Origin of the sequence: Streptomyces sp. NPDC048473 (assembly GCF_043200155.1) — a bacterium.
Classification (GTDB): Bacteria; Actinomycetota; Actinomycetes; order Streptomycetales; family Streptomycetaceae; genus Streptomyces.
This window is the reverse complement of the sequence record NZ_JBICXE010000027.1, coordinates 42,261-60,970: the sequence shown is the minus strand read 5'-3', so window position 1 is coordinate 60,970 and position 18,710 is coordinate 42,261. Positions and strand designations below refer to the sequence as shown.

Below are 18,710 nucleotides of genomic sequence, written 5' to 3'. Positions count from 1 at the left end.
GTCTTACGGTAGTTGCACCGCAGTCATCATGAAGGAGTGCATACATGTCGATTTCACTCGGTCTCGGTCTCCCGCAGATGAAGCAGTACGACATCGGCCGTGATGTGGCCACCGTGGCACGTGCGGCGGAGGAGACCGGATACGCCAGCCTGTGGGTTTTCGAGCGTGTCCTGTTTCCTGAGCCCGCCACCCAGGGGCTGTACGGCGTTCCGGGGCTGCCGTGGCCCGACCAGTACCGCAGTGTCGCCGACCCACTGGTCACGCTCGCGCTGGCCGCCGCAGCGACCGGCCGGGCCCGGCTCGGCACCAGTGTCCTGGTCGCACCGTTGCACGTGCCGTTCCAGCTGGCCCGTTCGCTCGCCTCCCTGGATGTCGCGAGCGGTGGGCGGGTGATCGCGGGCCTCGGCACGGGATGGTCTCTGGATGAGTATGCAGCCGCCTCCGTCGCGCCTTTCGAGAGGCGTGGCGCGGTCCTGGACGAGCTGCTGGACGTGTGCGCGGCCGTCTGGGGTCCGGACCCTGTCTCGTACGAGGGTGAGCTGACCACCATCGCCCCGTCCGAGGTCGGCCCCAAGCCGGTGCGCCCCATCCCGGTCTTCCTGCCCGCGAACAGCCCGCGCGCCACCCGCCGTCTGGTGGACCGGGCGGACGGCTGGATCCCCGTGGCCATGGGCGCCGCTCGGCTGGCCGAGCAGTGGCAGCGGGTACAGGACGTGGCTGCCGAGCGCGGTCGGGAGCGTCCGATCGACGTCTGCGCCCGTGCCAATGCGCGGTACAGCGCCAAGCCGTTCGAGGGTGCGGGCCGACAGCCCTTCCACGGGAGCGTGGCGCAGATCGTCGAGGACCTGGTGGCACACGCCGGAACGGGCGTACCGGAGATCATGCTGGATCTCCAGGGCACGACGCGAGACGCCGCGGAGCTGATCGATGTGGCGGCCGAGGTGTACGAGGCGGCGCGAGCCGCGGGCGTCTGACGATGGTGTGATGGTGTCCTGACCCGCTGCCCGGCGAGGACGGACTGCGGAGGCCGTCGTGCGGCCGCCCTGTTCATGTGTTCCGGTCGTGCGCCGGCGTCGGTCGATGGGGTGCCGGGACGAACGCGACCGCTGCCGGTCTTCGTACGCCACAACCTGCTGCGCTGGTTCCGGCGCCGTACGCCCGCCCCCTCGCCGACTCCTTCGCCACCTTCACCGAGCCCGGCATCGGCCGGGCGGCAGTCGAAACTGCTGGAACGGGCGGGGTGGCAGGTGCAGCTGGAGAGCGGCGGCTGCTGCGGCAGATCCAGCCTCTCCAAGGGCCTGGTCGACGACGCGAAGAACAAAGCACGCCAACTCGCCCATGCCCTGCACGGATCGACTCGCACAGCCGCCGCCTGCGTCAGCTCTCGGTATCCTCCGTGCGGCGCTCACCCTCCGCCTGGGACGGCTGGGTGCGCGTCGTGGCGGGGTGCCGCTCCTCGGCCGGATTCATGTCCTCTTCCAGCCTCTCGCCCTCTGCTTGCGACGGCGTCGGGTACTCGTAGTTCTCGCTCATGGCCGCCTCCCCGGTCGGAACGTGTGCATACAAAACGAGCGTAACGCGTCGTCCGGCCGGCGGCCCGGGCTGCGCCCATTGCCCAGCGCAGCCGGCCGTGAGTTCTCCGCCGACGGACGTGGCGGGGGAGGGGGCAGACTCGGCGTAGGGCGCTGGAGTGCTGGTGACAGACCTGTTCCACCTCGGACGTCCGGTCGGTCAGCACGGCCACGACGCGTCGGCGGAGCCCCGCGCTCAGCCCCTCCCCGGCAGGTCGGCGAGGGGCTCACCGGGCCCGGCCCGCCCCGGCCGACTCGTCAGCTGCCCGGGGGCGGTGCACTGTGGAAGACGTGGGCCTCAGTGAACGTTTTGCCCGTCTGCGGGAGTCATGGCGGCCGAGCCATGCCCTGCTGACGATTCCCGTTGCGCTCATCATCGTGATCACAGCCGCGGACATCGTCATGCCGGAGGACGTCCATCTGGGACCTCTGCTGGTCATCGCGCCCGCGATCACTGCCTCATTCGCCGGCCCTCTGCTGACCGGAGCGATCGGGGTCCTGGCCGTGGCGGCCCAGGCATACATCGGCCTGCACTTCGGCGTGCTGTCCTCCCGGAACGTGATGGTGCAGATCATCGCCCTCGCTGTGCTCTCGGCCATGATCGTGTTCTTCTGCGTGGTACGCGAGCGGCACAGACGGGAGCTCGCCCAAGTGCGGTCGGTGTCCGAAGCCGCACAGCACGTCCTGCTGTGGCCACTTCCGGACCGTATCGGCCCGCTACGGATCGCCTGCCTGTATCTGGCTGCCGAGGACGAGGCCCAGATCGGCGGTGACCTCTACGCAACCACCCGCATCGAAGGCGGAACCCGGGTGATGATCGGTGACGTGAGAGGCAAGGGCCTGGCCGCCATCGGAGAAGCCGCCCTCCTGCTCGGCGCCTTCCGCGAGGCCGCCCACCAGCACACCGGCCTGCCCGCACTGGCCGAGGCCCTCGAACAGAGCGTTTCGCGCTACCAGGCCGATTTCGAGCCGGAGGACGAGGCAGGGGAACGCTTCGCCACCGCCCTGCTGCTGGAGATCCCCGACGAGGGCCACATCAGCCGAATGACCAGTTGCGGACACCCCGCACCCCTGCTGCTGAGCCCAGGACACGCCGTCACTGTCCCGAGTCTGCACCCGGCGCCCCCGCTGGGGGTCGGCGGCATGGGACCGACGGGCTACGCCCTCGACGTGTTCACCTTCGAGGACGGAGACACCCTCCTCCTCTACACCGACGGCGTCATCGAAGCACGCGACCGGGACGGAGACTTCTACCCGTTCGTGGAACGGGCCGCCCGGTGGACCGAGAGCTCCCCGGAGGCACTACTGCACCACCTGCGAGGCGACCTCCTCGCCCACGCCGGCGGACATCTGGGCGACGACGCAGCTTTCATCGCGATCCACCGCAGACCCATCCCTCATACGGGACGCCACCACGGAAACCACCCATCCTGACGGCTTCCGCCGGGGGCGTTGCCGTTGCTGTTCACATTGCTCGGGCCAGAGCCGCTGCCTCGCCTCTCGATTCCACGTTCAGCTTGGTCAGGATGTTCGCCACGTGGAACTTCACCGTCGACTCGCTGATGTGCAATTGCTGCGCGATGGCCCGGTTGCGCTGTCCCTGCGCGAGATGCCCCAGCACCTCCAACTCGCGTGCGCCCAGCGCGGCGAGGGGGTCCGTGGCCGGTGCGGCCGGCGTCGCGAGCGGGATGGCGGCCGTGACCGTCGTACCCCAGCCGAGCAGAAGGCGATGTCGTCCGGAGCCGGGGCAGGCGAGCCGTTGTTCTCCCTTACCAGCACCAGGAGCGCGCCCTTGGACGTCGCCTCGCCGGCCACGGCCAATACGGGACACTCGGCCCCGCCGAGGACGGGCCGACCAGCGGGTGGCCGGGCGCCACCGTCGCGACCAGCCGGTCCATCTCCGCTGCGCTCATCCGCCCCGGCACCTCAGGATCACCCGTCGTCTTGAACGGCGAATGCGCGCAATGGGTGGACAACTCGGCGGCGGCCAGGTGCGGGACGGTGTCGCCCAGGGTCCGGGAGAGCCGTGGCAGCAGCAGGTCCGGAGGGGAGGCAAGCAACTCTGCCGCGGCATTCAGCGCGGCCACGGCGTTCAGGGTGTCGAGGGTCCGTGGCGTGGTCTTCGGCCCGGTTCCGATCAGCTCCATGGCAGCCAGCGTACGACCGGCCTTCACCCGGGCGGCTCGCCTTTCGGGCAGGTGGAACCGCCCGAAAGGCGAGCCGGGTCCGCGGCCGCAAGGATCGACGCTGGATCACGTCGCCGACCACGGCACACGGCATACGACATGCGGCCGCTGAACGCGGAGCCACTGAATGCGGAGCCGCTGAACACAAGGCCACTGAACACACAGCTCATCGACCAGGGAGACAGAGATGGAAGCGATCGTTTTCGAGGAATTCGGCGGACCCGGTGTTCTGCACCTCGCGCAGAGCGCCGACCCGCACCCCGGCCCTGGACAGGTCCGGGTGAAGGTGAGGGCGGCGGGGGTCAACCCGGTGGACTACAAGATCCGTAAGGGCTGGATGGAGCAGGTGTTCCCCACCGCCCTCCCCGCGACGCCGGGCAGCGAATTCGCCGGGGTCGTCGACGAGGTGGGCGACGAGGTCACCGAATTCGCGGTCGGTGACGAGGTCCTCGGCTGGAGCGCCACCGGCGCCTACGCCACCCACGCGCTGGCCGACGCCGACGCCATCGCCCCCAAGCCCACCGAGCTGAGCTGGGAGAACGCGGCCGCCCTGCCCGTCGTGACCGAGACCGCGGCGCGAGTGCTCGACGAACTCGGGGTGGGCGACGGCGACACCCTGCTGCTGCACGGCGCGGCCGGAGGCGTCGGCTCGGCCGGGGTTCAGCTGGCGCTGGCCCGCGGCGCGACGGTGATCGGTACGGCCTCGCCGGCCAACCACACCTATCTGCGCGAACTGGGTGCGATTCCGGTGGCGTACGGGGAAGGCCTGGTCGACCGGGTACGAGAGGCCGCCCCGCAGGGCGTGGACGCGGTTTTCGACGCGGCGGGCCGGGGCGCGCTGCCCGACTCCATCGAGCTGCGCGGCGGCACAACCGACCGGATCGTCACCATCGCCGACATGGACGCGGCGAAGTACGGGGTGACGTTCTCGGCCGGCGGCACCGAGCGGAGCAACGCGCGACTCGCGGAGAACGCCCGGGCCGCGGCGGCGGGCCGGCTGAGGGTGCCGGTCGCGCGGACCTTCGCTCTCGGCGATGCGGTGAAGGCGCATGAACTGAGCGAGGGAGGGCACGTACGCGGGAAGCTGGTACTGCTGCCCTGACCGGCCGGGCAGGCCGGCGGTGCGATGTCCCCTGTGCCGACGGCCAGTTGGGCAGAATGCCGCCCCTGCAACGGCCGGTGCGTGACCGGCTCCGCGCCCCGTGGACGTACCCGCCGCTGAACCGATGGGTGCCGCTGAGCATCCAACATCTGCTTGCCCGTCACGGCGTCCGGTCCGCGGCTGAAAACAACATGCGTGCCACTTTCGGTGCTGTCAGGCTGCGCCGGTGAACCGTGAACAGATCTCCAGGCTTGCCCATGCCGACCACCCGATCAAGTCCCCGTTCGACGACGAATCGGTGCGACAACTGCTGGAACGTGGCGTCCCACATGGCGACGAGCGGGTGCTCGACCTGGGCTGCGGCAGCGGGGAATGGCTTCTGCGCGCCCTGAACACACACCCGCACCTGCTCGCCGAGGGCGTCGACAACTCCGAGGACGCGCTTCGGCAGGCCAGTGAGGCCGCGAGCCACCTCGGCGTCCGAACGCGCCTCGCACTGCACCACCAGGAGGCTGCAGACTTCCGTTCCACGCACTCGTTCGACCTGGTACTCAGCGTCGGGGCCACGCATGCCTTCGGCGGCCTGCTGTCCACCCTCGCGGCGGCGCGCAAGCACCTGGCTCCCGGCGGACGCGTCCTGATCGGTGAGGGCTTCTGGGAACGTGAACCGTCACCGGAGGCCGTCGAGATGCTCGGGGACTTCACCGGCCTGGCGACGACCTTGGACCGCGTCGTCGCCGACGGGTGGACTCCCGTCCACGGGCATATCAGCACGCGCCGTGAGCTGGACGACTACGAGTGGGCCTGCTGGGGAGCACTGGCCTCCTGGGCCCTGGACCACCCCGCCGACCCGGACAGCTCGCAGGTACGTGAGACGGCGGCGACCCGCCGCACCGAATGGCTGCGCGTCTACCGGGACATGTGGGGTTTCGTCGGTCTGGTGCTGCGTCGGACATCCGACTGACCCGGGACAAGCCCCGGTCGATCGTGCAGGCACTCCCGGGCCCCCGGGCAGGCCCTTCGGATCTCACCCGACCGGGCCAGCAAACGTGAGGGCTGCCCTCTCTCCATTGGGCTGTGGCCACGCCGGAGTTGCGTGGCCACAGGAGCCATGACTCTGTGGAGTCGTGCTCTGACAGATCTCAGCCCTCAGGAGGAGACATGCACACCGAGCAGAACGGCCGCTCGGCCGACAAGCTTTCCGTGGTGTACACGGTCCACGTCATCGAGGGCGGTGAGCAGGGGTTTCTGGACGCGTACGAGCGAATACGGAATTCCGTCGCCAGCGTCCCGGGACACATCATCGACCGGCTGGGAGAACCCATCGACGACTCCCGCCAGTGGGTGATCACCAGCGAGTGGGAGACGCCCGACCACTTCTTCGCCTGGCAACAGGGCGAGGACCATCGCGAACTGCTGGCTCCGCTGCGCGACTGGGTCGACCGGACCCAGTCGCTGCGATACCGGGTCATTCAGGAGACCGTGGGGGTGAAGTCATGACGCCCCCCACCACTGGCCCCGTCGCCGTCCTCGGGCTCGGCACGATGGGCACCGGCCTGGCTACCCGCCTTCTCGAGAAGGGCGTTCAGGTACGGGTCTGGAACCGCACCGCGGGGCGGACCGAACCGCTCGCGCAGGCCGGCGCCGTCGCCGCAGCCCATCCGGCCGATGCCGTCGAGGGCACGAGCGCGGCCATCTGCACCGTGACCGACGGCGAAGCCCTCGCCGCCGTGCTCCACGGACCGGACGGGATTCAGACCAGGGGCCCGTACCCCGGAGCCCTGGTCTGCGCCAGCACGGTCGCCCCCGAAGAGGTCGTCCGCCTCACCGGCGACATGCACTCCGTTCTGGACGTCGGCATGCTCGGCAACCGGGAGCACGCCCGCAGCGGAGAGCTGCGGCTGTTCGTCGGCGGCGAGGAACGGGTCTTCGCCGCGGGGCGCCCGCTGCTCGAACTGCTGAGCAAGGAGGTCATCCACCTCGGCGAACTCGGTTCCGGCATGCGGATGAAGCTGATCCTCAACCTGCTGATGGGCATCGAGGTGCAGGCTCTGGCCGAGGCCGTCGAACTGGCGGCGGCCACCGGACTCGACCGGCAGCTCGTCCTCGGCACGATCGCCGGCAGCGGCTTCGCCTCGCCCGTCATGGCGTTCAAGTCCAAGCGGCTGGCAGCCGGGCGCTTCGACAAGCCCGACTTCCGGCTGAGCCTGATGGCCAAGGACCTCCTGCTCGCTGCCGACCAGGCCGCGGTGGCCGGACTGCGGCTCCCTCTCGTCGCCGCAGCCGCCCAGACCCACATCCGCGCCACCGACCAGGGGCACGGCGACGAGGACTGTGTCGCGGTCGCCCACGCACTCACACCGAACCCGGGAACCCACACGTGATCATCGACATCCACGGACATCTGTCCCCACCGGAGGCCGCCCGACGCTTCCCCATGCCTCCCAGCCTGACCGACGTCGACGGAATGCTGGCCGCCCGCGCCCAGGCCGGGATCGACCTCACCATCATCGGCAGCCCGGTCGGCGCCGGCGCCATGGCGCGAGTCCCGGGCGTCGACAACTACGCCCAACCGCGAGACCGGCTCCGTGGCTTCCACGCCTGGATGTCGGGCCTGATCGCCACCTTCCCCGACCAGTTGCGCGGTTACGTGTACGCCAACCCGTTCGGCGACGACGATCATCTGGAGGGAGTCCGGGAGACGCTGGCGGATCCCGCCTTCGTCGGCCTGATCACCACCTCCAGCGTCCACGGCGAACTGGTCGGCTCCCCGCGAGCCGACTCCTTCTTCGCACTGGCCGCCGAGACGGGGGTGCCGGTCCTGGTGCACGCCCCGGCCGAACCGATCGGCACGGACCGGGTCGACGACTTCGGCTTCGTCGAGCAGATCGGCCGGTTCGGCGACGTGACCATGGGCATGGCCATGATCGCGTTCGCGGGGTGGCTGGACAAATATCCGGATCTGCGGCTGATCGGTGCCACCGGCGGCGGCGCTCTGGCGCTGCTGCCGGAACGCCTGCAGACGGCGGCGCGTCCCCGGCACTGGGGCGGGGGCAAGCCGCCGGCACCGTCCTCCACCCCGCCGGCGGCCGACCCGGGCGGCGCGCTGCAGCGCATGTATGTCGACACCAGCACGTTCAGCCCGGCGCACCTGGGCCTCAACGCAGAGGTGCTGGGGCCGGAGCGGATGCTGTTCGGCACCGACTCGCCGCCGATGTCCGTGCCCCTGGAGGAGTTCATGCACATGATCGAGAAGCTGCCGATCGACAAGGCGTCCCAGCAGCTCATCCTCGGCGGCAACGCCGAGGCCCTCTTCGACCTCAGGAGCCGTCCGTGACCACAGTGGACGATCCGGCCGCCGCAGCCGAGCGGTGCACCGCCGAGTTCCGACGGAACCCGCACCCGGTCTACGCGAGCCTCAGGGATACGGCGCCCGTCTGCCCCATGCGGCCGCCGCACGGCATCGACACGTACCTGATCACGCGGTACGAGGACGCGAGGGCGGCCCTGGCGGATCCGCGGCTGAGCAAGGACATGTACGGGGCCATGGACGCCTACCGAAGGATCTTCGGTGACTCGTCCGTATCTCTGGACGACCACATGCTCAACTCCGACCCGCCCAAGCACACCCGGCTGCGCAAGTTGGTCAGCTCCACGTTCACCCCGCGCCGCGTGGAGTCGCTGCGACCGCGGATCCAGGACGTCGTCGACACGCTGCTGGACAACTGCGCAACCCGCGAACCGGTCGACCTGCTGCCCGCGTTCGCGTTCCCGCTGCCGATCATCGTGATCTGCGAACTGCTCGGCGTACCGCCGGACGAACGGTCCGAGCTGCAACGCCTGTCCACCACGGTGGCGCAGACAGGATTCAGCAAGGAATCCAAGCTGGCCCAGCAGGAAGCGGAGGAGAACCTGTACGCGTACTTCGCGGATCTCCTCGCGCGCAAGCGCAGCCACCCCGGTGAGGACCTGCTCAGCGCGCTCACCGCGGCCGGCGACGAAAACGGCGGACTCACCGAGCAGGAGCTGATCTCGACAGCGTTTCTGCTGATGTTCGCGGGTCACAAGACAACCGCCTACCTCATCGGCAACGCCGTCCACCATCTCCTCACCCATCCTGCGCAGCTCCGCGCCGTGCAGGAGAACCCGGAGCTGATGGGACACGCGGTGGAGGAGCTGCTGCGCTACGACGGCTCGGTGGAGAGCGCGACGTTCCGCTTCGCGACCGAGGACGTACTGATCGCCGGGACGCTGATTCCGAAGGGATCCCTCGTCCAGATCGCGCTCAGTTCGGCCAACCGCGACCCGCTGAAATTCGACTCTCCGGACGAGTTCGATGTGACCCGGCCGGAAAATGCGCAAAGTGCCCATCTGGGGTTCGGGCACGGCATCCACTACTGTCTGGGAGCGCCTCTGGCCAGACTGGAGACGCAACTCGCTCTCACGGGTCTGTTCAGCCGTTTCCCGAGGGTGGCTCTGGCAGACCCCGCGCGTGAGGCGCCCTGGATGGAGGTTCCGTTCCCGGCCTTCCGCGGCCTCGCGGAGCTGCCTGTCGTGCTCAAGCCCGCTGTGCCGTGACCGGCAGCGGGAGACCGCCGACATCCCGACGTCCTGTCCGGGCCGCCTCGGAGACCCCGGGGCGGCCCGGACGCGCTCGGGGCATTGGTTCCGGACGCGGTGGGTGTCCGACGTCCCGATCGCCGCCGTGACCGGTTACGCCTCCGCCGGCAGCCTGCGCGCAGAGTACGTTCCCGCGCCCACCGCCAGCAGCATCACACAGCCCGTGAAGATCAGCCCGGCCTGGCGCAGCCCGAGCCATGTGGCCATGGCGCCGACCCCCACCACCGGCACCGAGATCCCGGTGTAGGCGACGACGAAGAACGCCGAAATGGTGCCGCCGCGATGCTGTGCCGGGGCCGCACCGCTGACCAGGGTGAGTGCCGCGCGAAAGGCCAGTCCCTGGCCGGCACCGCCGCACAGGGCCCCCAGGACGAGCAGGAGCATGGATTCGGCGATCAGTGATGACGCCACCAGCAGCAGGCCCACGACGAGGATGCCGCACCCCACGGGGAGCGCGAGGCGCGCGCCGATCCGTTGCGTCAAGGACTGCCCGACGGTCGAAGCGAGGAACACGGAGAACACCACGGCGCCCGAAACAGCCAGGTTGCGCACACCCAGCGTCTGCGCGGCAAAACTCGGCGCGACCGCCGTGAACAGCCCGAGAAGCGCGAAGCCGGCGAACGCCGCCAGCGAGGCGGGCGTGAACACACCCTTCACCTCGGGAGGCACCGAGACTCCCTGCGGCGTCAGAGGAGGCCATCGCTTCGGCTCCGCCACGGTCTCCGGCAGGAACCACGTGATCCCACAGGCCACAGCGACCAACCCCAGGTGGACCCAGAACGGCAGCATCAGCGGCCAGGGCGTGTACTGCGCGAGGAGGCCGGAGAGCAGCGGCCCGCAGCCCAGACCACCCATGTTCGCCGCGGTGGCGGCGAACCCGGCCCGCGCCTTCTGACCCGGACCGGCCAGCTCGATGACGGCCGCTGTCGCCGCGCCGCTCAGCAGGCCGGCCGCGCAGCCGGACAGCAGCCGCCCCACGAAGAGCAGAGGCAGACCGCTCTGCAGGAGGAAGCAGCCCGCACTCGCGGCCGACAATGCCATGGCGCACAGGAGCACCGGTCTGCGGCCGACCACGTCGGAGTAGTTTCCCGCCACCAGAAGCACGGTGATGACCGCGACGGCATACACGGCGAACACAACGGTCACTATCAGCTCGGAGAACCCGATCTGTTTCTGGTAGAGCCCGTACAACGGCGTGGGCAGAGTGGTCCCGGCCATCCCGATGGCGAAAACCACTGCCGCGGCCGGATAGCCCGGTCGCCGACCACCGCCTGCGTTCACTGCGCCCTCGCGAACGATCACACATGTCACCTTACGAGTGGCCCCCACCGCAGAGGCACCCGGCACGAGGTGGCGAGACGGACCGGGGGACGTGAGGTTCGTCAGTCCCAGAGCTTGTAAGTCACGTCCCGCGGCGTCTGCGATGGCCTGCCGCCGGTGTAGGTGAGTTGCAGCCGGGTGAAGTGTTTCAGCTCAGGGTGCTTCTTCCAGGACTCCGGGCGGTCGAGCCTCACGATGACGGGGTAGGAGTGGAACCTGCCTGCGGCACAGAAGGGCTGACAGTCATTCACCGCGTCGAGTCCTCTGCCCACAGCGGATGTGTGTCCCCAATCGGACCATCGAAGAGCGATGAGGTGGTTGTTGCCATCCCCGCAGGCGAGCAAGAAGTCGCCGGGGCGTACCTGCGAATTCAAGAAACAGTCGACGGCCACTACGCGAGCGGGCCCGCGTGACCCTGCGGATGCGGATGCCGGCACTACTGCTGCTGCGAGCGCTGTGGCAGCACACAGCAGGACCGCCGCTCTGAACTTGTCTCTTTGCATATCGGCTCCCCAGCTGCCTCTTCTTCGAGCCCGGGTGGCCCTCCGGGTACGCCTGACTCGCCCCGCGCTGCGGTCTGCGCGCCAGAAGCACTCGTCGGTGGTGGTGGGCGCCCTTCTTTGAGCAGTTGTTCCTGAATCGACGCTACGACCGTGCCCAGGGATGCACCACCCGTACAGGCGACAGGTGGTCGTAGTGATAGGGAGGCGTAGTCTGGCCGTAACGCCTGTGCACCGCGAGTGAGCGACGGAGGCGGCGCATGACCGACCCCTACGGCTTCCTCAAGACTCCCCGTCGGCCCGTCCCGGCGCGCCCCGTCCAGGAACGGCTGAGCGACTGGAACGAGGTCTACGCGGGGCAGGCGCGGCTTCCACTCGTGTCCGAGCAGGCGGGGCGTTGCATGGACTGCGGCATACCGTTCTGCCACAGCGGCTGCCCGCTGGGAAACCTCATCCCCGAGTGGAACGCGTACGCGAGGAAGGGCGACTGGTGGGCAGCGGCCGAGCGACTGCACGCGACGAACAACTTCCCGGAGTTCACCGGACGGCTGTGCCCGGCACCGTGTGAGGACGCCTGCGTGCTCACGATCAACGCCGATCCGGTGACGATCAAGAATGTCGAACAGACGATCGCCGACCAGATCTGGGCGCGCGGATACGCGACACCGCAACCGCCCGGGCGGCTCAGCGGCAAGACCGTCGCCGTCGTCGGCTCCGGCCCCGCGGGGCTGGCGGCAGCACAACAGCTCACCCGCGTCGGTCACACGGTCGCCGTCTACGAGCGCGCCGACCGCATCGGCGGACTGCTGCGCTACGGCATCCCCGCGTTCAAGATGGAGAAGCGCCACCTGGACCGCCGTATCGAGCAGATGCGGGCGGAGGGCACCAAGTTCCGCACAGGTGTGGACGTCGGCAGCGATCTCGACGCCACCGAGCTCGCTGAGCGACATGATGCGGTCGTCATCGCCGTCGGAGCCACGGGCCAACGGGAGCTGCCCGTCCCGGGCAGCGAGCTGTACGGCATCCACCAGGCCATGGACTACCTGACCCTGGCCAACCGGGTCGCGGAGGGCGACCACGACGTGCCTGTCGTCACCGCCGAGGGCAGACATGTGGTGATCATCGGTGGCGGGGACACGGGCTCGGACTGTCTGGGCACCGTGCTGCGTCAGGGCGCCGCCTCCGTCGTGCAGTTGGACATCAATCCGGAGCCCGGTGACACCCGACGGGACACCGAGCCCTGGCCCGTGTATCCGAAGGTCTATCGGATATCGCATGCTCATGAAGAGGCCCGGGGGCGAGAGGGCGAGGATCCGCGAGTCTTCGCCTCCGCCACCCTCAGCTTCGAAGGGGACCGGTCCGGCCGGGTGCGCGCGCTGCGCCTGGCAGAAGTGGAGCCCGAGGGCAGAAGGCCGCGGCTGGAGACGGAACAGGTGATCCCGGCGGATCTGGTCCTGCTCGCCCTCGGCTTCTTCGGCCCCGAACGGGGCACCGGCCTGATGCGGCAGCTCGGGCTCACGCTGGACGACCGGGGAAACTTCGCCCGGAATGCTGCCTTCGCGGCCGAAACGGCGGAGTCGGCCGAGCGGACATCCCGCACCGGGACCGGCGGGGTGTTCATCGCCGGTGACGCGGGACGCGGCCAGTCCCTCGTGGTGTGGGCCATCGCCGAGGGACGGTCCGCCGCGGCCGCGACGGACCGCTATCTGAACGGCTCCACGGTGCTTCCGGCGCCCATCGCCCCACAGGACCGGCCCCTGGTCGCCTGAGCACCTCCAGGACACCAATGCCGACCTGAGGATTCCGTCACGAGAGCACGAGAGCACGAGAGCACGAGAGCACGAGAGCACGAGAGATCGAGAGATCGAGAGATCGATGGTGAATTCTGACCACGGGCAGCGGCGCATTTTCCTCAATGGGCGAGCTGAGCAATACGGTCGGCCAGCCGTTCGAGACCATCGGAGGGTGGCGCCACTGTCTTTCTTCGGCCGGCGCCGAGCGCTCTGCCGATCTGCTCTCCCAGCACTGCCGGGTCAAGGCTCGCAATCATCTCGCACACTCCCCGCTCCGCGAACTGGCCGACCCGTTCCGCCTGATCGTCAATGCCACGGTCCGCCGGATACGCCAGCACCCGTGCACCGCTCGCTGCGGTCTCATTCATCGAACCGTAACCGCCCCGGCACAGCACCACATCGGCGCAGCCGAGCAGATCCGGGACACCGATGCCGCCACGCTGCACTTGAAGAGCATGCGGGAACCGGCCAGGAATACTCACCTGCCCCTGCATGAGCGGACCCACCACCAGAACCACCAGCAGAGATCCGGCCTCGACGCGCTGAAATGCTTTGAGGCATGCCTGAATGAATTCCTGCGAATCCATCCCGCTTCCGCCGCCCCGACATCACTACACAGACGTTCGTATCGGCCTCGGCGCCGAGCCGCACCCTCGCCTCCCCTTCTGTGAGAACAGGCTGCCGATGCACCGGCCCGGTCCAGATCACCTCCGAACCGGTCTCCTCCAGCATCGCGCGCAGCTCCGGATGCTCGTCAGGAAACTCCGGCACATAGATCAAGTCCATGTAGGGGGCCGGAGACTCCTGCCCGAAGTGGAAAGTCTCGGGATCCCGTCGGGGGCGCAGACACAGCACCTGCGAGATCCCCTGCGCATCGGCCACCTTCCGCAACGCGGGCCACGCAATGTGGTCGTACACCAGAACTGCGGGCTGAAGTGCCGCAAGAGCGGATCCAATGGCCTCATCCACCGCCCGTGAAATCCGGGCCGGAAACATACGGACATCGGGAATGCAGGGAAGTGCCAGGCTCGGAAGATCATCAGCAACTTCCCTGAGCGCCGCACATGGGCTCATGACCACGGGCGTGATATCCGCGTGCCGTTGCCGCACGTACCGTGCGAGCGCCGTCTGTCGAGAAACATGCCCGATGCCCGTGTAGTTCACAGCATGAAATGCCACCACCGGTCCGCCATTGTCGATCATTTCCCGGATACTACGCACGGGCTCCCGTGGCGAGCTGTGAACTCGCGGGCCGTTGTGTCTGTGTGAGGAGTAATCACAGGCCGGGTCAGCGGTCTTCGTCACCCCGTGGGATGCGCGACAGGGGGATCCAGTAGCGGGATTCCTGCTGGACCACGCCCTGACAGTGTGCGCGCAGCCGCCGGGGCCACCGGTCCTGCCATGCCTGCCAGATGAAGAAGTGCAACGCCACCAGGACGATCACGGAGAGCACAGCGGTGGCCAGCGTCGCCGCCATCACACCGACGACACTCTCGGGGCCCTGTTCGGGACCGGTGTCGCGCTCGCCGAAGACGCTCCACGCCAGCAGCAGGCAGGTGCTGAGCGTGACCCATCCCGCCACGATCAGACCTGCGGCGCGCGGCGCGCGCCGGGCGCGGTTGTCGTGTCGCGTGCGGTAGGACGGCAGGTAGCCGGACAGCCGCTCCGCATGGGCCGCACAGGCTGTCCTGAAAGCGGGATGAGCGGCGAGCGCCCACACCGTCACAGCGTGTCCGGCGGACCACGAACCGAAGGCGAACTGCCACGCCTCCAGGACCAGCGGATGCTCCGCAGACTGCACACCCTCCTGGTCCGCCTCGGTGGACGGTACGAGCCGTGCGTCCTGGTCGAGCCGTAGCAGCCCTGCCGCGGTCAGTGACCGCAAGGCCGTCTCGGCCGCTTCACGCTCCCTTCCCCAGGACGTCGACTGTTCGTATCCGGGCCCGATCAGCCATGTCGCGTGATACACATCCAGCTCTCCCGACACGATCAGCAGCTCCGTCGCCCGCAGACCGCCGCGGTGACTCCACAGCGCCAGGGCGCCTATGCCCAGGTTGAGAATCACCAGGAGCCCGCTCGTGCTCAGGACGAGCCACCACACACCATCCATGTGGACAGGAATAGACGATGCTTCCAAGCCTGACCAGAGCGCGTCAGTAAGTCCCGTGCAGCCGTGACCGGTTCTGCGCAGCACCCACTCCGCTTTCTCGATGTCGATGGACCACCCGGTCGCGGGCGTCGGACAGGCCCGGCCACCGCTCCGCGATGTCCGCAGTGGCGGCCGGGAGCGGGAACTGGTCGAGGATCCGCATGACGATGTGGTCCACGAGGTCGCCGATGCTGCTCGGGGTGTCGTAGAAGGAGGGCATCGGCGGGACGATGCGGGCTCCCATGCGGGAGAGGGCGAGCATGTTCTCCAGATGGATCTCGTTCAGTGGCGTTTCCCGGGGTACGAGCACCAGCGGGCGCCGCTCCTTGAGAGTGACGTCGGCTGCGCGGGAGATGAGATTGTCGGCGAGGCCGTGCCGTACTGCCGAGAGTGTCTTCATGCTGCACGGGACGATGACCATGCCGGCGGCCGGATAGGAGCCGGACGAGATCGTGGCTCCCAACTCGCCGAACTTGTGGGTCACATCGGCAAGTTCGGTGAACTGCCTGCTGGTATAGGGAGTCTCCACCTCGATGGTGGAGCGTGCCCAGGTGCTCAGAACGAGATGGGTTTCCACCTCCGGCACCTCCCGCAGGACTTCCAGCAGACGGACGGCGATCGGTGCCCCTGTGGCGCCGGTGACTCCGACGACGAGGCGAGTGGGTGGTGCGGCTGTCACAGCGGACTCCTGTTGCGGCGGGACGAGGACGGACCGGCCGGGAGGGGACGCGGCCACGCCTCCCCGCGATGGGACGGCCGCCTCCCGGTGGCGGGGGAGAGGGGGCAGCGCTGCCTCCCCTCCCGGTGCTGTCGGCTCAAAGCGACAGGACGCCCTCCCAGCGCCTGCGCAACCCCGCGCGGGCCTCCTCGTCGAAGCGGTTGGCCGCGGGGTACCGGTCCTTCCACGCGAACGGCTTGGTCGCGTCGATCAGCACGATGCCCATCGACAGGTCACCGGCGGCACGGCGATCGGGCGAGAGCCGCGGATCGATGGCAGTGGTGGGCGCGCGCAGTACCTGGAGGGACTCGGACGGGTCGACGCGGGTGAACATCGCCCACAGAACGTGGTTGATGTCGGTGATATCGATGTCCTCGTCGACCACGACGAAGTACCGCTCCATGCCGCCGGTGCGTTTGCGCCCGGCCGCCGCGAGCAGCGCGTGCATGGCGTCCCCCGCGCCGGTCTGCTCGATGGAGACGACCATCAGGAGCTGCCGGGCGTAGGCCCACACCCCTTTGATGTTCTGCACACCGGAGGCCTCCAGGTGGTCCCAGGTCACCGATGCCGAGTACAGGGGTACGGCCTGGTCGCCGGCCGGGACGGTCGGGAGCATCGGCGGGGCACCCAGGATGATCGGATCGTTCCGGTGCAGGATCCGGGTCACCCGGACGACGGTCTCCTGGCCCGAGTGCGTGTAGTAGCCGGTCCACTCCCCGAAGGGGCCCTCCAGCACGGACTCCTCGTGGAGCGGCGGCATCTCGCCCTCGATCACGATCTCCGCGTGCGCCGGGACGGGAAGGCTGCTGCCCTCGGGGTACAGGACCTCGACCCCCTGTCCACGGAGTCCGCCGGCCAGGTCGTACTCCGACATCCCCGAAGGTGCGGCGATCGCTGCGGCGGTCGAGAGGATCGGGTCCTGGCCCACCACCACCGCGATCGGGCAGGACCGGCCGCTCTCCCAGTACTTCTCGGCGATGGCCCTGGCGTGCCGGTTGCCGAGCATCCACAGTGAGAGCCGGTCGCGGCCCTGGACGCAGGCCCGGTACGTGCCGATGTTCACCCAGCCGCTGTCGGGGTCGCGGGCGATGACCATGCAGGCGGTACCGATGTAGCGGCCGCCGTCCGCGTCGTGCCACTGGGGTGCCGGGAAGATACCGAGATCCACGTCGTCGCCGGTCAGGACGTTCTCCAGGACCGGGCCGGTGGTGACCTCGACCGGAGGGATCGGTTCGATCCGCTTGCTCAGGTCTTTCCAGGCCCGCACGATGTCCAGCTTCGCAGTGCCGGGCGGCAGCCCGAGTGCCACTGCGGTACGGGCGGCGGTCCCCATGAAGTTGGTGAACACCCGGTACCCCGCCGGAAAGCCGGGAATGTTGTCGAACATCAGGGCGGGGCCTTCCTTCTCCGCCATCAGTTCGGTGATGCCTCCGATGTCCAGATCCCGGTCCGCGCCGTCGATCCGGAGGACCTCGTCCTTCCCGAGCGTCTCGGCCATGTGGTCGATGTAGTGCCGAAGGTCACGGAATGCGCTCATGTGCCGTCGGGGGGCGGGCGATGCGCCCACGCCTCCCGTCCTCCTCTTCGTTGACGGCGGCAGCTGCACCTGGAGCAGCGCCGCAGGGGGTGCAGTTCCGCGCGGACGGTGACCGCGCGGCCTGCACACCGAGGATCCGGATCGGCCTGGACCGGGTGCAACGAGTCCACTCCCGCATGCCGGTTTTCACGCTGGTTAGACTCTGAATGCATGGAATCCCTCGATCTGCAGCTCATCCATGCACTGAAGATTGACGGCCGTGCGCCGCTGCGCCGGATTGCCTCGGTCCTGGGCGTCTCGGACCAGATGATCGCCCGCCGCTACGCCGGTCTGCGCGAAACGGCCGGTCTGCGCGTCGTGGGCCGGCTCAACCCCAGGCCCGTCGGGCAGTCCGTGTGGGTGCTGCGGCTCCAGTGCGTCCCCAGCGCTTCGCTCGGTCTCGCCGAGGCTCTGGCCCGGCGGGAGGACACGCGATGGGTCAAGCTGGCCTCCGGCGGAACCGAGATCATCTGCCACCTCGCGGTGCACAGCGACCGTGACCGGGACGCGCTGCTGATGGACCGGATCCCCGCGAGCCGCCGGGTCACCTCGGTCACCGCGCATCGCCTGCTGAGGCTGTTCAAGGGCGGCCCGACCACGTGGGACGGCCCCGCATCGGTCCTGAACCAGGAACAGAAGGACGCACTCACCCCCTCGTACCCACCACCCGACGCCCGGTCAACGTCGGTGGAACTCACGGACCTCGACCACGTCCTGCTTGCCGTGCTGGCCCGCGACGGCCGCACCTCGCATGCCGCGCTCGCCGTCGAGGCCCGCTGCCACGAGTCGACGGTGCGCCGCCGCATCGCGCACCTGCGTACAGCCGGAGCGCTCTTCTTCGTCCTGGACATCGACGAGCGCACCCTCGGCAACCCCGCCGGTACCGCCCTGTGGATGTCGGTGCGGCCCTCGCAGCTCGCGGCTGCCGGCGCCGCACTGGCTGACCACCCAGAAGTGGCGTACGCCGCCGCCACGACGGGACCTGCCAACCTTCTCGCCACCGTCCTGTGCCACGACGACGAGCACCTCTACGACTACCTCACCGACCGCATCGGAACACTCCCGGGCATCGACACGGTCGAGACGGCCCCGATCATCCGCACCCTCAAACACACCGGAACCGTCGCACGGAAACGGGGTCGGCCGGACGCAGGAGCGTACGAATGAACGCTCCT

General features: G+C 69.0%; 19 protein-coding genes. 10 read left to right on the top strand and 9 right to left on the bottom strand.

Annotated elements, in window-relative coordinates; genetic code table 11:
- Nucleotides 1–44: 44 nt before the first annotated feature.
- Nucleotides 45–974: a TIGR03619 family F420-dependent LLM class oxidoreductase gene (locus tag ACGFU7_RS32865; RefSeq protein WP_393700712.1), complete on the top strand. Its 930-nt coding sequence runs from the start codon at nt 45–47 to the stop codon at nt 972–974.
- A gap of 403 nt (nt 975–1,377) precedes the next feature.
- On the opposite strand, the gene ACGFU7_RS32860 is transcribed toward ACGFU7_RS32865, so the two are convergent.
- Nucleotides 1,378–1,533 (bottom strand): hypothetical protein, encoded by a 156-nt coding sequence (locus tag ACGFU7_RS32860; protein ID WP_393700710.1) that lies wholly within the window; start codon nt 1,531–1,533, stop codon nt 1,378–1,380.
- 329 nt (nt 1,534–1,862) lie between these two features.
- On the opposite strand from ACGFU7_RS32860, the gene ACGFU7_RS32855 reads away from it, so the two are divergent.
- Complete coding sequence (locus ACGFU7_RS32855; protein ID WP_393700709.1) at nt 1,863–3,005, top strand: PP2C family protein-serine/threonine phosphatase; 1,143 nt, start codon at nt 1,863–1,865, stop codon at nt 3,003–3,005.
- A 31-nt stretch (nt 3,006–3,036) separates the two neighbouring features.
- Here the strand turns inward: ACGFU7_RS32855 and ACGFU7_RS32850 are convergent, their stop codons facing one another.
- A complete protein-coding gene (locus ACGFU7_RS32850; protein ID WP_393700707.1) occupies nt 3,037–3,192 on the bottom strand; it encodes a response regulator transcription factor in 156 nt (51 codons plus the stop codon).
- A gap of 148 nt (nt 3,193–3,340) precedes the next feature.
- On the bottom strand, nt 3,341–3,718 hold the full coding sequence (locus ACGFU7_RS32845) for a hypothetical protein (protein ID WP_393700705.1): 378 nt from the start codon (nt 3,716–3,718) through the stop codon (nt 3,341–3,343).
- Between the two features lie 226 nt (nt 3,719–3,944).
- On the opposite strand from ACGFU7_RS32845, the gene ACGFU7_RS32840 reads away from it, so the two are divergent.
- From ACGFU7_RS32840 to ACGFU7_RS32815, 6 genes are all read left to right on the top strand, one after another.
- Nucleotides 3,945–4,859 (top strand): NADP-dependent oxidoreductase, encoded by a 915-nt coding sequence (locus ACGFU7_RS32840; RefSeq protein WP_393700703.1) that lies wholly within the window; start codon nt 3,945–3,947, stop codon nt 4,857–4,859.
- A 226-nt stretch (nt 4,860–5,085) separates the two neighbouring features.
- Nucleotides 5,086–5,823 (top strand): SAM-dependent methyltransferase, encoded by a 738-nt coding sequence (locus ACGFU7_RS32835; RefSeq protein ID WP_393700702.1) that lies wholly within the window; start codon nt 5,086–5,088, stop codon nt 5,821–5,823.
- Between the two features lie 197 nt (nt 5,824–6,020).
- Entirely contained in the window at nt 6,021–6,359 is a 339-nt protein-coding gene (locus tag ACGFU7_RS32830) for an antibiotic biosynthesis monooxygenase family protein (protein WP_393700700.1), read from the top strand.
- Nucleotides 6,356–7,243 (top strand): NAD(P)-dependent oxidoreductase, encoded by an 888-nt coding sequence (locus ACGFU7_RS32825; RefSeq protein WP_393700698.1) that lies wholly within the window; start codon nt 6,356–6,358, stop codon nt 7,241–7,243. Before ACGFU7_RS32830 ends, ACGFU7_RS32825 begins: the two co-directional genes overlap by 4 nt.
- A complete protein-coding gene (locus ACGFU7_RS32820) occupies nt 7,240–8,196 on the top strand; it encodes an amidohydrolase family protein (RefSeq protein WP_393700697.1) in 957 nt (318 codons plus the stop codon). The genes ACGFU7_RS32825 and ACGFU7_RS32820 overlap by 4 nt, the downstream gene beginning before the upstream one ends.
- Complete coding sequence (locus tag ACGFU7_RS32815) at nt 8,193–9,437, top strand: cytochrome P450 (protein WP_393700696.1); 1,245 nt, start codon at nt 8,193–8,195, stop codon at nt 9,435–9,437. The genes ACGFU7_RS32820 and ACGFU7_RS32815 overlap by 4 nt, the downstream gene beginning before the upstream one ends.
- A 135-nt stretch (nt 9,438–9,572) precedes the next feature.
- On the opposite strand, the gene ACGFU7_RS32810 is transcribed toward ACGFU7_RS32815, so the two are convergent.
- Nucleotides 9,573–10,781, bottom strand: coding sequence for an MFS transporter (locus ACGFU7_RS32810; protein ID WP_393700694.1), 1,209 nt, complete (start codon nt 10,779–10,781; stop codon nt 9,573–9,575).
- An 80-nt stretch (nt 10,782–10,861) separates the two neighbouring features.
- Nucleotides 10,862–11,050: a hypothetical protein gene (locus ACGFU7_RS32805; protein ID WP_393700693.1), complete on the bottom strand. Its 189-nt coding sequence runs from the start codon at nt 11,048–11,050 to the stop codon at nt 10,862–10,864.
- Nucleotides 11,051–11,559: 509 nt separating this feature from the next.
- Between ACGFU7_RS32805 and ACGFU7_RS32800 the strand changes: the two genes are divergently transcribed.
- Complete coding sequence (locus ACGFU7_RS32800) at nt 11,560–13,068, top strand: glutamate synthase subunit beta (RefSeq protein WP_393700691.1); 1,509 nt, start codon at nt 11,560–11,562, stop codon at nt 13,066–13,068.
- A 143-nt stretch (nt 13,069–13,211) separates the two neighbouring features.
- Here the strand turns inward: ACGFU7_RS32800 and ACGFU7_RS32795 are convergent, their stop codons facing one another.
- From ACGFU7_RS32795 to ACGFU7_RS32780, 4 genes are all read right to left on the bottom strand, one after another.
- Complete coding sequence (locus ACGFU7_RS32795; protein WP_393700689.1) at nt 13,212–13,679, bottom strand: glycosyltransferase; 468 nt, start codon at nt 13,677–13,679, stop codon at nt 13,212–13,214.
- A gap of 701 nt (nt 13,680–14,380) precedes the next feature.
- Entirely contained in the window at nt 14,381–15,202 is an 822-nt protein-coding gene (locus ACGFU7_RS32790) for a hypothetical protein (RefSeq protein WP_393700687.1), read from the bottom strand.
- A 43-nt stretch (nt 15,203–15,245) separates the two neighbouring features.
- Nucleotides 15,246–15,920, bottom strand: coding sequence for a UbiX family flavin prenyltransferase (locus tag ACGFU7_RS32785; RefSeq protein WP_393700685.1), 675 nt, complete (start codon nt 15,918–15,920; stop codon nt 15,246–15,248).
- 136 nt (nt 15,921–16,056) lie between these two features.
- On the bottom strand, nt 16,057–17,496 hold the full coding sequence (locus ACGFU7_RS32780; protein ID WP_393700683.1) for a UbiD family decarboxylase: 1,440 nt from the start codon (nt 17,494–17,496) through the stop codon (nt 16,057–16,059).
- A 210-nt stretch (nt 17,497–17,706) separates the two neighbouring features.
- Here ACGFU7_RS32780 and ACGFU7_RS32775 point away from each other — a divergent pair, with 210 nt between their 5' ends.
- Nucleotides 17,707–18,702 (top strand): Lrp/AsnC family transcriptional regulator, encoded by a 996-nt coding sequence (locus tag ACGFU7_RS32775; protein WP_393700681.1) that lies wholly within the window; start codon nt 17,707–17,709, stop codon nt 18,700–18,702.
- Nucleotides 18,703–18,710 lie beyond the last annotated feature (8 nt).

Bases quoted from the DNA above. Each gene is read 5' to 3' on its own strand.
- ACGFU7_RS32840 (WP_393700703.1), top strand. From the start codon at position 3,945: ATGGAAGCGATCGTTTTCGAGGAATTCGGCGGACCCGGTGTTCTGCAC.
- ACGFU7_RS32830 (WP_393700700.1), top strand. From the start codon at position 6,021: ATGCACACCGAGCAGAACGGCCGCTCGGCCGACAAGCTTTCCGTGGTG.
- ACGFU7_RS32790 (WP_393700687.1), bottom strand. From the start codon at position 15,202: ATGGATGGTGTGTGGTGGCTCGTCCTGAGCACGAGCGGGCTCCTGGTG.
- ACGFU7_RS32775 (WP_393700681.1), top strand. From the start codon at position 17,707: ATGGAATCCCTCGATCTGCAGCTCATCCATGCACTGAAGATTGACGGC.
- ACGFU7_RS32865 (WP_393700712.1), top strand. From the start codon at position 45: ATGTCGATTTCACTCGGTCTCGGTCTCCCGCAGATGAAGCAGTACGAC.
- ACGFU7_RS32825 (WP_393700698.1), top strand. From the start codon at position 6,356: ATGACGCCCCCCACCACTGGCCCCGTCGCCGTCCTCGGGCTCGGCACG.
- ACGFU7_RS32795 (WP_393700689.1), bottom strand. From the start codon at position 13,679: ATGGATTCGCAGGAATTCATTCAGGCATGCCTCAAAGCATTTCAGCGC.
- ACGFU7_RS32800 (WP_393700691.1), top strand. From the start codon at position 11,560: ATGACCGACCCCTACGGCTTCCTCAAGACTCCCCGTCGGCCCGTCCCG.
- ACGFU7_RS32780 (WP_393700683.1), bottom strand. From the start codon at position 17,496: ATGAGCGCATTCCGTGACCTTCGGCACTACATCGACCACATGGCCGAG.
- ACGFU7_RS32860 (WP_393700710.1), bottom strand. From the start codon at position 1,533: ATGAGCGAGAACTACGAGTACCCGACGCCGTCGCAAGCAGAGGGCGAG.
- ACGFU7_RS32845 (WP_393700705.1), bottom strand. From the start codon at position 3,718: ATGGAGCTGATCGGAACCGGGCCGAAGACCACGCCACGGACCCTCGAC.